Origin of the sequence: Cryobacterium sp. Sr8, assembly GCF_004403225.1 — a bacterium.
GTDB lineage: Bacteria > Actinomycetota > Actinomycetes > Actinomycetales > Microbacteriaceae > Cryobacterium > Cryobacterium psychrotolerans.
In genome coordinates this window covers 27,863-39,475 of record NZ_SOHO01000069.1, presented here as the reverse complement: position 1 = coordinate 39,475, position 11,613 = coordinate 27,863, and the positions used below count along the sequence as shown (strand labels likewise).

Sequence of the window (11,613 nt, the reverse complement as noted above, 5' to 3'; positions counted from 1 at the left end):
GGATCGTGCGCGCTACGTTCATCGGCTCGCCGAAGCCCGTGTCGGCATCGACGATCGCCGGCAGGTCGGTCATCCGGGCGATCTGCTGCGCCCGGCCGGCGACCTCGGTCAGCGTGGTCAGACCGATGTCGGGCAGGCCCAGGTCGGCCGAGAGCACCGCGCCGGAGATGTACACGCCCTCGAAACCCTTGGCCTGGATCAGCTTCGCCGAGAGCGGGTTGAAGGCGCCGGGGAAGCGCTGGATCGTGCCGCTGGCGAGCCCGGCCCGCAGGTTCACGCGCTTCTCGGCGGCGGTGACGGCGGCGTAGAGCATTAGAAGAGCCCCTTCGGCATGGGCGCGGCGGCGAGCAGCCCGGGCCTGGCGACGATCGTCAGCTGGCCGATGTCGTGGGCGTTCAGCTCGGGCAGGCGCTGTGCGAGGTCGAGGAACCGCTCGATCTCGTCCGCCTCGAGCACGTCCGCGGCGAGGGTGCGGAACTTGTTCACGTACTCCGCACGACCGAACGGACGGGCGCCCAGCGGATGCGCATCCGCGACCGCGATCTCGTCGGTGATGGTCTCGCCGGTGCTGAGCGTGATGACGACGCGGCCGCCGAAGGCCTTCTCGCTGACATCGAGCGAGTGGTACCGGCGGGTCCACTCGGGGTCTTCGACCGTGGTCACGCTGTGCCAGAGGGCGACGGTGTCGACCCGGCCGGCGCGCTCGGGCGAGTAGGAGTCGACGTGGTGCCAGCTGCCGTCCTGCAGGGCGACAGTGAAGATATACGGGATCGAGTGGTCGAGCGTCTCCCGGCTCGCGGTCGGGTCGTACTTCTGCGGGTCGTTCGCGCCGGACCCGATCACGAAGTGCGTGTGATGGCTGGTGTGGATGACCACCGACGCGATCGCGCCGGGGGCGGCCAGCTCCGGGTGCTGGTTGTGCAGCTTCCGGGCGAGGTCGATCCAGGCCTGCGCCTGGTACTCGGCCGAGTGTTCCTTCGTGTAGCTGTCGAGGATGGCGCGTTTGGCCTCTCCGCGCTCGGGCAGCGGAACCTGGTAGGCGGCGGTCGGCCCGTCGAGCAGCCAGGCGATCACGCCGTCCTCGCCCTCGTAGATCGGGGTGGGGCTGGTCTCGCCGCGCATGGCGCGGTCGACGGCTTCGATCGCCATCTTGCCGGCGAAGGCCGGGGCATGTGCCTTCCAGCTGGAGATCTCGCCCTTCCGCGACTGCCGGGTGGCGGTCGTCGTGTGCAGCGCCTGGCCGATGGCCTGGAAGATGGTCTCGGTGTCGAGGCCGAGCAGGGTGCCGATTCCGGCGGCGGCCGACGGGCCGAGGTGGGCGACGTGGTCGATCTTGTGCTTGTGCAGGCTGATCGCCTTGACCAGGTCGATCTGGATCTCGTAGCCGGTGGCGATCCCGCGCACGAGGTCGCGCCCGGTCAGGCCGCGCTCGGCGGCGAGGTGCTGGGCGGCGGCGGTGATCGGCGGGATGTTGTCGCCGGGGTGGGAGTACTCGGCCGAGAGGAACGTGTCGTGGTAGTCGAGCTCGCGCACGGCCACGCCGTTGGCCCAGGCCGCCCATTCCGGGGAGACCCGGATGGCGGCATCCGTGCCGAAGATGTTGGCTCCGTCGCCGCCGATGGACCGCGGGTGGGAGAGCGCCTGCGACCGGGCGGACACGACCGGACGCCGCGTGAGCGACGCCGCGGCCACGGAGGCGTTGTCGATCACCCGGTTGATCACCATCTCGGTGACCTCCGGGGTCACCTCTACCGGATCGGTTGCCACCTCGGCGATCTTCCAGGCAAGCTGGTCGCGGCGGGCAAGGTTCTCGTCGCTTCTGTGGACGCGCACATCATGGAGCTTCACAGGGGAAAACCTACCGGCTGCGGCTGTGAGTTGCGAAAGCGTCCGGCGGCGGCGCACTGGATTAGCATCGAAACATGGTCCCCCTGCCCAACCTGCTGACGTTCATGCTGGCCTCCGTCGCCCTGATCGCGCTGCCCGGCCCGTCGGTGCTTTTCGTCATCGGCCGCTCGCTCGCCCTCGGCCGGGTGGGCGGCTTCCTGAGCGTGCTCGGCAACGCGATCGGAATGGCGCCGGTGATCGCCGCGGTCGCCCTCGGGCTGGGCGCGCTCGTCACCAACTCGATCGTGTTGTTCACGATCATCAAGTTCGTCGGCGCGGGCTACATCGTCTTCCTGGGCGTCCAGGCCATCCGGCACCGGCGCACGGCCACCGCCGATATCGGGGTGAGCATGCGGGCGAAGTCCCGCTGGCGCCTGGTGAGCGAGGGGTTCGTCGTGGGACTGAGCAACCCGAAGTCGATCGTCTTCTTCGTGGCGGTGCTGCCGCAGTTCGTCGACTACCGGGCCGGGGCCGTGCCGCTGCAGATGGCGACCCTCGGCCTGGTCTTCCTCGTGCTCGCGCTGCTCGGCGACAGCGTGTGGGCACTGGCCGCCGGCTCGGCGCGGGACTGGTTCGCCAGCTCGCCCAAGCGGATGGAGCACCTCGCGATGACCGGCGGCGTCATGATGATCGGTCTGGGCGGCGTGCTGGCCGCCGCGGGCGCGAAGGCGTAGCCGGGCCGTTGCCGGCCCGTGCGCGGCCGGGCCGGCCGGCTCAGGCCTGGGCGGCGGCCATCAGGGGCCGGGCGGGGGCGACCTTGCGCACGAAGGCGCCCAGCTGGCGGTAGACCTCCTGCGATTCCGGGTGCTTCGCATCCTGCTGCCAGGTGTGGTGCGTGTTGGCGCGCTTGCGGTCGTAGATGAGCGTGTCGACCTGGATCGACCGGCGCCGCAGCGCCGCGATGAAGTTGAGGTTCGCCCGGTAGAAGTAGTCCCGTTCCGAGGTGGTCACGAACACCGGCGGGAAGCCGCTGTCGAGCCACTCGATCGGCGACATGAAGCGGGCGGCGGCGCGGAGCGCGAGGCCGCGGCCGCGCTCGGGCAGCAGCATCTTCAGGAAGTTCAGGCTCAGCACGAACCCGCGCTCGAACATCACCGAGAAGTCGGCGATGCTGCAGTGCTGCACGAGGCCGCGGAGGTTCTCCGGGGCGACGTGGGGCTCGATCCCGTAGTAGGCGGCCAGCTCCGGTTCGTAGGCGGATGCGGCGAGGAGCGCTGCGATGTGGCCGCCGGCGGAGTCGCCGCCGAGCACGATCCGGGCCGGGTCGCCGCCGAAGTCGGCGATGTTCTGCGCCACCCAGTCGAGCACCGCGTTACCGTCCTCGAGCATGTGCTTGAGCTGGAAGCGGGTGGCCATCCGGTAGTTCGCGTTGACGACGATCATGCCGTCCGCGGCCTGGCTGGCTGCGTACTTGGTCAGCGGAGCCTTGTCGCCGGAGGTCCAGCCGCCGCCGTGGAAGTAGATGTAGACCGGGAGGGGACGGTCCGCGTCGTGGGGGACCAGGACGTCGAGGCGGTGCTCGCGGAGGCCGTCGCCGTCGTAGTCGATGTCGAAGGTGTAGTCGACGGTGTCGATCGGTTCGGCGTTGAACTTGTGCAGCTCGCCGGGGAGGATCCGGTGCATGATGGCCCGCCACATCCAGACCGGAACGCGGGCCAGCGCCGTTTCCTTGTGCGTGCGCTTCTGCGGCCGGGGGGCGGTCACGGCCACGGTTTTGGGAAGGCCTGCGCGGGGAAGGGTGTTGCTGGCAAGGGCGGTGTTGCTGGGAAGGGCGGTCATGCGGCGGAGCTGCGGTTCTTTATCACAGAATCACTGTAAACAATGCATCCGTGAGCAAGCTGGGAGCAGCTCAGGCCGGGCGCGCTGCGGAGGCGGCTCCCCCGTGCACACCGATGACCTGCAGCAGGGCGCGCGCGAGCGTATGGTCCCGCAGCGCCGCGCCCAGCTCGGCCGGCGTCGCACCCGGGGCCAGGCCGAGCTCGGCGACGTTGACGGCGTGCACCGGCGAAGCTCCTGGTCTCCGGCGGGAAACCCGACCAGGACAGCTGTGGGGATACGTTGGCACCCCCGGCACGGAGGTTGTACTGGGCGGTTCCGAGCGGGCCCCCGTCGGTCAGGTCGGCGCTCGACAGGGTGAACTGCGGGTCTGTCGTGGTCATGCCGGCAGCCTAGGCCCGCGTGGCCACTCCGCGAAGTGCTCGGCGGCCGCTCATCGTGCCTGCTCACTCGCAGGCGCGACGCGTAAAATGAGGCGGTGGCCATCCCGAAGATCCTCCTCTACTACGTTTTCACCCCGCTGGCCGACCCGGAAGCCGTTCGCCTCTGGCAGCGCGACCTCTGCGATTCGCTCGGCATCCGCGGCCGCATCCTCATCTCCCGGGACGGGCTCAACGGCACGGTGGGCGGCGACCTCAAGGCCCTCAAGCGCTACGTGCGCAAGACCCGCGACTACCCGGCGTTCAAGCAGATCGACTTCAAGTGGAGCGAGGGCACGGCGCTGGACGCCGACGGGCAGAGCCTCGACTTCCCCCGACTGGTCGTCAAGGTGCGCGAGGAGATCGTGAGCTTCGGCGCGCCGGGCGAACTGAGCGTGGATTCCGGCGGTGTGGTGGGCGGCGGCCGGAAGCTCGCCCCGGCGGAGCTGCACGAGCTGGTCGCCGAACGCGGCGACGACGTGGTGTTCTTCGACGGGCGCAACGCCTTCGAGGCCGAGATCGGCCGGTTCGCCGGCGCGGTGGTTCCGGATGTCGCCAACACCCGCGAATTCGTGGCCGAACTCGACAGCGGCAAGTACGACCACCTCAAGGGCAGGCCCGTCGTGACCTACTGCACCGGCGGCATCCGCTGCGAGGTGCTGAGCTCTCTGATGGCCTCGCGCGGCTTCGGCGAGGTCTACCAGCTCGACGGCGGCATCGTGCGCTACGGCGAGGCGTTCGGCGACGACGGACTCTGGAACGGCTCGCTCTACGTCTTCGACCAGCGCATGTCGGTCGACTTCAGCGACCACACGAGCATGATCGGCCACTGCGCGGTCTGCGGCGAGCCGACGAAGAACATGCTCAACTGCCGGGATCTGTCCTGCCGGGAGCAGCTCGTGGTCTGCCCGGGCTGCGTGGCCGAGGCCGCGCCGGCCTGCGCCGCGCACGCAACGTCCCTCTCCTCCCCCAGCTCAATCGCAGGTTGAGTCGCGGCCCTTCGTTCGCGTCGCGAAGGTACTTTGTCCGCAACTTACGGGGCCGGGCGGGGACCCGCGCGGGCGGGGCTGTGATGTGATGCTGGGGTGACCTACGACGTCGAAGCCCTGCGCTCCCACTTCCCCTCCCTCGCCACGGGCCTGGCCCATTTCGACGGGCCCGGCGGCACGCAGACCCCGCTGCAGGTCGGCCAGGCGATTGCCAGGGCGCTCACCGGGCCGCTGTCCAACCGCGGCAGGGCCAGCCTGCCGGAGCGGAACGCGGATGACGCGGTCACCGGATTCCGCCAGGCGATGGCCGATCTGCTCGGCGCCGACCCGGGCGGCATCGTCTGCGGACGCAGCGCCACGCAGCTGACCTATGACTTCTCCCGAGCGCTGTCGGCCGGCTGGGCCGTCGGCGACGAGGTCGTCGTCACCCGCCTCGACCACGATTCGAACATCCGGCCGTGGGTGCAGGCAGCCGAGCGGGCTGGGGCCGTGGTGCGCTGGGTGGACTTCGATCCGGAGACCGGGGAGCTTCCGGCCGCCGCAGTGGCCTCTGTGCTCAGCGAGCGCACACGCCTGGTCGCCGTCACCGCCGCATCCAACCTGATCGGCACGCGGCCGCCGATCGCCGAGATCGCCGCGCTCGTGCACGCGGCGGGGGCGCTGCTCTACGTGGACGGCGTTCATTACGCGGCTCACGCCTCCGTCGATCTGGGCGCCCTCGGCGCGGACTTCTTCGTCTGTTCGCCGTACAAGTTCCTCGGCCCGCACTGCGGTGTGCTCGCCGCTGCGCCCGAGCTGCTCGAGACGATCCACCCCGACAAGCTGCTCCCGTCGAGCAATCAGGTGCCCGAGCGGTTCGAGCTGGGAACGCTGCCCTACGAGCTGATGGCGGGCGCGACGGCCGCCGTCGACTTCCTCGCCGGGCTGGGAACCGGCGCGACCGGAGCGGGGAGCCGGCGCGAACGCCTCGTGGCGTCGTCCATAGCCCTGGCGGAATATGAGGACGGGCTCCGGGCCGAGCTCGAACAAGGGCTGGCCGCGCTCCCGGGCGCGACCGTGCACTCGCGCGCCGCGGAACGCACGCCCACCCTGCTCGTCACCTTCGCGGACCGGGTAGCCGCGGACGCCTCGCGGTTCCTGGCCGACCGCGGCATCCTCGCCCCGGCCGGCTCGTTCTACGCCCTCGAGGCCTCCCGCCACCTCGGGCTCGGCGAAGCGGGAGGCTTGCGGATCGGCCTCGCCCCGTACAACACGGAAGGCGAGGTGTCGCGCCTCCTCGCGGCCCTCGAGGATTTCGCGCTGACCAGCCTGCCCTCCCGGTGATCACGGGCCGCCCGGCCTAATCTGGGGAGAGACAAAAGGAGAACCCGGATGCCCGTCGGTGCCGTGATCGAGTTCAGCAACATCACGAAGACGTTCGGCCCCGTCACGGCCGTGAACGACCTGTCGTTCACTGTGCAGCCGGGGCTGGTCACGGGCTTCCTCGGCCCCAATGGGGCCGGAAAGACCACGACGCTGCGGATCCTCCTCGGCCTGGTCGCCTCCACGCAGGGCACGGCGACCTTCGGCGGCATCCGCTACCGCGACCTGCCGAAACCGCTGGAGACGGTGGGAGCGGCGCTCGAGGCGGCCAGTTTCCATCCCGGCCGCACGGCGCGGAACCACCTCCGCGTGTACGCGATCGCCGCCGGGCTCCCCTCGGAGCGGGTGATGGCCGTGCTCGAAAAGGTCGGCCTCGCGGAGTTCGCCGACCGCCGCGTCGGCGGGTTCTCCCTGGGCATGCGCCAGCGCCTCGGCCTCGCGTTCACCCTGCTCGGCGAACCCGGCGTGCTCGTGCTCGACGAACCGATCAACGGCCTCGACCCCGAGGGCATCAAATGGATCCGCGGGTTCCTCCGCGACATGGCCGCCGAGGGCCGCACGGTCCTGGTCAGCTCCCACCTGCTCTCCGAGGTGCAGCAGAGCGTCGACGAGGTCGTCATCATCGCCAGGGGCTCGCTCGTGCACCGCGGGCCGCTGTCCAGCCTGGACGCGCACGCCACGCCTCACATCGTCGTCGACTCGCCCGACCGGGAAGCCCTCGCGGCCGCGCTCCGCGCAGCGGACGTGCCTTTCACGACCGGGCGAAGCGGCCTGGTCGCCGTGGCGGACGACCCGGCTCGGATCGGCCACATCGCATTCTCGGCCGGCGTCGAACTCAGCGCGCTTCACCGGCGGAAGTCGGGGCTCGAAGAGTCCTTCCTCGCCCTCGTCAACGGAGCGGACTCGTAATGACCACCTTCATCCGGTCCGTCTCGGCGGAATTCGCCAAGCTCCTCACCACACGCATGTGGTGGGTGCTCGCGCTCGTGCTTTTCGGCTACATCGGCCTGCTCGCCGGAGGCCTCGCGGCCCTGTTCGCCGGCCTCCAGAGCGGCGCCATCGACCCGAGCGCCGCGGGCACCGGCGGCCAGGGCGCCCCGCCGCTCGGCAGCATCCCGCCACTGATCTACAGCTTCGCGTCCTCGGTCGGTTACGTGTTCCCCGTGCTCCTCGGCGCCCTGGCCACGACCGGCGAGTTCCGGCACCAGACGCTCACGCCGACCTTCCTGGCCACTCCGCGCCGGGCGGGCGTGCTCGGCGCGAAGAGCCTCACGCTGTTCGTGGTCGGCGTGGGCCTGGGCGTGGTCGCTCTGCTGGCATCCGTCGGCATCGGCGCCCTGGTGATGAACGCCTTCGGCGTCGATCCTCTGCTCGGCGACGGCGAAACCTGGACTCTCATCGGGCGCACCCTGCTCGCCATGGGGCTGTGGGCGATCATCGGCGTCGGGCTCGGCGCCCTCGTGCCCAGCCAGGTCGCCTCGATCGTGATCGTGTTGGCGTTCACCCAGTTCGTCGAGCCCCTGCTGCGGCTCGCCTCGTCCTTCCTCGACTGGACCGCGCAGATCGCGCAGTTCCTGCCGGGGGCCGCCTCCGACGCACTCGTCGGAGCCAGCATCTTCACCGGGATGAACCCGACGGCCACGGCGGCCGTGGCCCTCGACTGGTGGCAGGGCGGGCTCGTGCTGCTGGCCTACGCCGCCTGGGCCACCGCGGGCGGGTACTTCGTGAGCTGGAAGCGCGACGTCACCTAGAACGGAGCTTTCGAGCACTGAGTTGCGGACAAACGACCTTCGCGGCGCTGGGGAAGGTACGTTGTCCGCATCTCAACTGCAGGCGCGACGGGTTTATGCTGCCCGCATGGTCATCGCCGCCGCGGTCTTCGTCGCCCTTGCCGCCGTGCTGCACGGCTTCATCTTCCTGCTGGAGAGCGTCTGGTGGACCCGGCCCTCCACCTGGCGACGGTTCGGCCTGACCAGCCAGGCCGACGCGAACACGACCCGGCCGTTGGCGTACAACCAGGGCTTCTACAACCTGTTCCTCGGCGTCGGCGCGGCGCTCGGCCTCTTCCTGTACTTCACCGGCGAGGCGGATGCCGGGGCCGTCCTCGTGCTCTTCTGCTGCGGCTCGATGGTGCTGGCGGCGATCGTGCTGCTGAGCACCGGCGGAGGGTACCTGCGGGCCGCGCTGATCCAGGGCACGCTGCCGCTGATCGGCTTCGCGCTGTTCCTGCTGGGTTCGGTCTCGACCGGCTAGGTCGAGGCGGCCGGGTCGAGGCGGCCGGGTCGAGGCGGCCGCGGCAGACGCCCTGGCGGGAGACGCCCTAAATCTTGAGCGAGGCGATCAGGTCACCGGCATGGCTGGTGGAGAGCACGACGCGGGCGAATTCTTCGTCCACGAGGTCGATCACCACGGCCTGGCGCTTGCCCTTGATCGCGAGGAAGTCCTTACCGCCGTGGAACTTCCAGGTACCCACCGCCAGGATGAGCGGCACCTCGATGCCCGGGGCACGGATGCCGCGGATCCAGATCCACGGGTCATCCGTGATGGCCACGGACCGGATGTTCTCCCGCTGCACGACGATGTCGTCGCGCCGAAGGGAGAGGGTCCTCTCCGCAGGGGTCAGGTGGATCTCCAGCCGGTCAGGGTGCACGCGCAGGGAAGCCATGCCCCCCAGTCTGCCCGGTCGCCGGGGGTTTCGGCTTGTGGAAACCTCACAAAGCCGTAACGCCCGGGCCGGCGATGGACGCGCTGCCTCGTGCTTACGCCTTCGGGCGCGCCGCGGCAGCGGCCTTCGCCGCGGCGGGAAGCGCGTCGAGAATGCGCCCGACGGCCGTGTCGTCGTGCGCGGCCGAGACGAACCAGGCCTCGAACACCGACGGCGGCAACGACACGCCGGAGTCCAGCATCGAGTGGAAGAACGGCGCGTACCGGAACGCATCCTGGCGCTGCACCTCGGCGTAGGTGCGGGGTGCCGTTCTCACCGCCTCCTCGCCGAAGACGAAGCTGAACAGGTTGCCCGCCCGCTGAACGCGGTGGGCGACGCCCTCGGCCCCGAGGGCCGCCGAGACCGCCTCGGAGATGATCGCGGATGCCGCATCGAGGCGCGCGTACACGCCCGCGTCGGCCGCCTTCAGCGTGGCGATGCCGGCGGCAACGGCCACCGGGTTGCCGGAGAGCGTGCCCGCCTGGTAGACCGGGCCGGCTGGCGCGAGGTGGTCCATCACGTCGCCGCGTCCGCCGAGCGCGGCGACCGGCAGCCCGCCGCCGATCACCTTGCCGTAGGTGAACAGGTCCGGGGCGTAGCTGCCCTCGGCCTCGGCTGCGAGGCCCTCATTCTCGAGGCCCCAATAGCCGGCCGGGCCGACCCGGAACCCGGTCAGCACCTCGTCCAGGATGAGCAGCGCACCCTGCTCGCGCACGAGCGCGGCCAATTCGGCGTTGAAGCCGGGGTCGGGGGCGACGACTCCCATGTTGGCGGCTGCTGCCTCCGTGATCACGGCGGCGATCCGGTCGGGGTGCTTCGCGAACGCGGCGCGCACGGCGCCGATGTCGTTGTAGGGCAGCACGAGGGTCTGGGCTGCGGTGGCCGCCGTCACGCCGGCCGAGCCGGGCATGGCGAGGGTGGCCAGGCCGGAGCCGGCCTCAGCCAGCAGCCCGTCCGAGTGCCCGTGGTAGTGCCCGGCGAACTTGATCAGCAGGTCACGACCCGTGAACCCGCGGGCCAGCCGGATGGCGCTCATGGTGGCCTCGGTCCCGGTCGAGACGAGCCTGAGCTTGTCGACGGCGCCGACACGGCCCTTGACCAGCTCGGCCAGTTCCGTTTCGGCCGGGGTCGAGGCGCCGAAGGAGAGACCGAGCGCCGCGGCATCCTGCACCGCCTTGACGACATCCGGATGCGCGTGGCCGAGGATCGCCGGGCCCCATGAGCAGACGAGGTCGACGTAGTCGCGCCCGTCCGAGTCGGTGACGTACGCGCCGGCCGCCCTGACCAGGAAGAGCGGGGTGCCGCCCACCGAGCGGAAGGCGCGCACGGGCGAGTTGACGCCGCCGGGGATGGACCGCTGGGCGCGGGCGAACAGCTCGTCGTTGTGGGTCATCGGGCGCCTCTTTCGTTCAGCCAGGTCGCCAGTTCGGCCGCCCAGTAGGTGAGCACGGCGTCGGCGCCGGCCCGTCGGATGCTGAGGATCGACTCTTCGACCGCGCGCCGGCGGTCGATCCAGCCGTTGGCCGCGGCGGCCTCGATCATCGCGTACTCGCCGGACACCTGGTATGCCCAGACGGGAATACTGCTCATCGCGGCGACATCGGCGAGCACGTCGAGGTAGCTGCCGGCGGGCTTGACCATGACGATGTCGGCGCCCTCGTCGATGTCGAGCTGCGCTTCTCGCACGCCCTCGCGGCGGTTGGCCGGGTCAAGCTGGTAGCTGCGGCGGTCGCCTTCGAGCGTGGACTCGACGGCGTCGCGGAAGGGACCGTAGAACGCCGAGGCGTACTTGGCCGAGTAGGCGAGCACCACGGTGTTGACGAAACCCGAGCCGTCCAGGGCGTCCCGGACCGCGGCGACCTGGCCGTCCATCATCCCGCTCAGGCCGAGCAGCTGCGAGCCGGAGGCTGCCTGCACGAGCGCCATCTCGCGGTAGCGCTCGAGGGTGGTGTCGTTGTCGACGCTGCCGTCGACGGAGACCACGCCGCAGTGGCCGTGATCGGTGAATTCGTCGAGGCACAGGTCGGTCTGCACGACCAGCGCGTCGCCCACCTCGTCGGCGATCGCGCGGGTGGCGACATTGAGGATGCCGTCGGGATCGGTCGCGCCGGATCCGACCGCGTCGCGGACCAGGGGCACTCCGAACAGCATGACTCCGCCGATGCCGGCGGCCGCGGCATCCGCCGCCGCACGCCGGGCGCTGTCGAGGCTGTGCTGCACGACGCCCGGCATCGACCGGATCGGCAGCGGCTCGGTCGCGCCCTCCCGGATGAACATCGGGAGCACGAGGTCGGCGGGGTGGAGGCGGGTTTCGCTGGCCAGGCGGCGGAGCGCGGGGTTGGCGCGCAGGCGTCGCGGGCGGATGACGGGGCTAATCACCCCTCAACCCTACGTCGCCCTACCCGCCGAACTGTGAGTTTGGCACCTTCCCGGAGTCCGGGAAGGTGCCAAACTCACAGTTCGGCGAGGGGAGGGG

General features: G+C 70.6%; 13 protein-coding genes. 6 read left to right on the top strand and 7 right to left on the bottom strand.

The features are described from left to right. Together E3T54_RS14495 and E3T54_RS14490 are read right to left on the bottom strand one after the other, a co-directional pair. On the bottom strand, nucleotides 1-313 hold a 313-nt coding region (locus E3T54_RS14495; RefSeq protein ID WP_174844433.1), incomplete at its 3' end, for an isocitrate lyase/phosphoenolpyruvate mutase family protein. After that, nucleotides 313-1,848 carry an MmgE/PrpD family protein gene (locus E3T54_RS14490; RefSeq protein ID WP_134476301.1) on the bottom strand — a complete coding sequence of 512 codons (1,536 nt, stop codon included), beginning with the start codon at nucleotides 1,846-1,848 and terminating at the stop codon, nucleotides 313-315. The genes E3T54_RS14490 and E3T54_RS14495, both read right to left, overlap by 1 nt. 74 nt (nucleotides 1,849-1,922) lie before the next feature. Between E3T54_RS14490 and E3T54_RS14485 the strand changes: the two genes are divergently transcribed. Continuing rightward, the gene (locus E3T54_RS14485; protein ID WP_092322477.1) at nucleotides 1,923-2,561 is read left to right on the top strand and encodes a LysE family translocator; all 639 of its coding nucleotides are present in this window, start codon (nucleotides 1,923-1,925) and stop codon (nucleotides 2,559-2,561) included. A gap of 40 nt (nucleotides 2,562-2,601) precedes the next feature. On the opposite strand, the gene E3T54_RS14480 is transcribed toward E3T54_RS14485, so the two are convergent. Together E3T54_RS14480 and E3T54_RS17440 are read right to left on the bottom strand one after the other, a co-directional pair. Further along, complete coding sequence (locus E3T54_RS14480; RefSeq protein ID WP_241977246.1) at nucleotides 2,602-3,666, bottom strand: alpha/beta hydrolase; 1,065 nt, start codon at nucleotides 3,664-3,666, stop codon at nucleotides 2,602-2,604. Between the two features lie 70 nt (nucleotides 3,667-3,736). Next, a complete protein-coding gene (locus E3T54_RS17440; RefSeq protein WP_241977245.1) occupies nucleotides 3,737-3,889 on the bottom strand; it encodes a hypothetical protein in 153 nt (50 codons plus the stop codon). Between the two features lie 252 nt (nucleotides 3,890-4,141). Between E3T54_RS17440 and E3T54_RS14470 the strand changes: the two genes are divergently transcribed. The 5 genes from E3T54_RS14470 to E3T54_RS14450 all read left to right on the top strand — a co-directional run bounded on the left by E3T54_RS14470 (nucleotide 4,142) and on the right by E3T54_RS14450 (nucleotide 8,686). Next, nucleotides 4,142-5,071, top strand: coding sequence for a rhodanese-related sulfurtransferase (locus tag E3T54_RS14470; RefSeq protein WP_134476300.1), 930 nt, complete (start codon nucleotides 4,142-4,144; stop codon nucleotides 5,069-5,071). Between the two features lie 96 nt (nucleotides 5,072-5,167). Then, nucleotides 5,168-6,394 (top strand): cysteine desulfurase-like protein, encoded by a 1,227-nt coding sequence (locus E3T54_RS14465; protein ID WP_134476299.1) that lies wholly within the window; start codon nucleotides 5,168-5,170, stop codon nucleotides 6,392-6,394. A gap of 48 nt (nucleotides 6,395-6,442) precedes the next feature. Next, entirely contained in the window at nucleotides 6,443-7,342 is a 900-nt protein-coding gene (locus E3T54_RS14460; RefSeq protein WP_092322483.1) for an ATP-binding cassette domain-containing protein, read from the top strand. Then, the gene (locus tag E3T54_RS14455) at nucleotides 7,342-8,184 is read left to right on the top strand and encodes an ABC transporter permease (RefSeq protein ID WP_134476298.1); all 843 of its coding nucleotides are present in this window, start codon (nucleotides 7,342-7,344) and stop codon (nucleotides 8,182-8,184) included. Before E3T54_RS14460 ends, E3T54_RS14455 begins: the two co-directional genes overlap by 1 nt. Nucleotides 8,185-8,290: 106 nt before the next feature. After that, nucleotides 8,291-8,686: a DUF1304 domain-containing protein gene (locus E3T54_RS14450; protein ID WP_134476297.1), complete on the top strand. Its 396-nt coding sequence runs from the start codon at nucleotides 8,291-8,293 to the stop codon at nucleotides 8,684-8,686. Between the two features lie 67 nt (nucleotides 8,687-8,753). Here the strand turns inward: E3T54_RS14450 and E3T54_RS14445 are convergent, their stop codons facing one another. The 3 genes from E3T54_RS14445 to hemB all read right to left on the bottom strand — a co-directional run bounded on the left by E3T54_RS14445 (nucleotide 8,754) and on the right by hemB (nucleotide 11,516). Further along, nucleotides 8,754-9,098, bottom strand: a complete 345-nt coding sequence (locus E3T54_RS14445; protein WP_134476296.1) for a hypothetical protein — start codon at nucleotides 9,096-9,098, stop codon at nucleotides 8,754-8,756. A gap of 94 nt (nucleotides 9,099-9,192) precedes the next feature. Continuing rightward, entirely contained in the window at nucleotides 9,193-10,530 is a 1,338-nt protein-coding gene (gene hemL / locus E3T54_RS14440) for a glutamate-1-semialdehyde 2,1-aminomutase (protein ID WP_134476295.1), read from the bottom strand. Beyond that, a complete protein-coding gene (gene hemB, locus E3T54_RS14435) occupies nucleotides 10,527-11,516 on the bottom strand; it encodes a porphobilinogen synthase (RefSeq protein ID WP_134476294.1) in 990 nt (329 codons plus the stop codon). Before hemB ends, hemL begins: the two co-directional genes overlap by 4 nt. Between the last annotated feature and the right edge of the window lie 97 nt (nucleotides 11,517-11,613).

Excerpts from the sequence above, each read along its gene's own strand:
- E3T54_RS14485 (WP_092322477.1), top strand. The coding sequence starts at position 1,923 with ATGGTCCCCCTGCCCAACCTGCTGACGTTCATGCTGGCCTCCGTCGCC.
- E3T54_RS14445 (WP_134476296.1), bottom strand. The coding sequence starts at position 9,098 with ATGGCTTCCCTGCGCGTGCACCCTGACCGGCTGGAGATCCACCTGACC.
- E3T54_RS14460 (WP_092322483.1), top strand. The coding sequence starts at position 6,443 with ATGCCCGTCGGTGCCGTGATCGAGTTCAGCAACATCACGAAGACGTTC.
- E3T54_RS14450 (WP_134476297.1), top strand. The coding sequence starts at position 8,291 with ATGGTCATCGCCGCCGCGGTCTTCGTCGCCCTTGCCGCCGTGCTGCAC.
- E3T54_RS14480 (WP_241977246.1), bottom strand. The coding sequence starts at position 3,666 with ATGACCGCCCTTCCCAGCAACACCGCCCTTGCCAGCAACACCCTTCCC.
- E3T54_RS14455 (WP_134476298.1), top strand. The coding sequence starts at position 7,342 with ATGACCACCTTCATCCGGTCCGTCTCGGCGGAATTCGCCAAGCTCCTC.
- hemL (WP_134476295.1), bottom strand. The coding sequence starts at position 10,530 with ATGACCCACAACGACGAGCTGTTCGCCCGCGCCCAGCGGTCCATCCCC.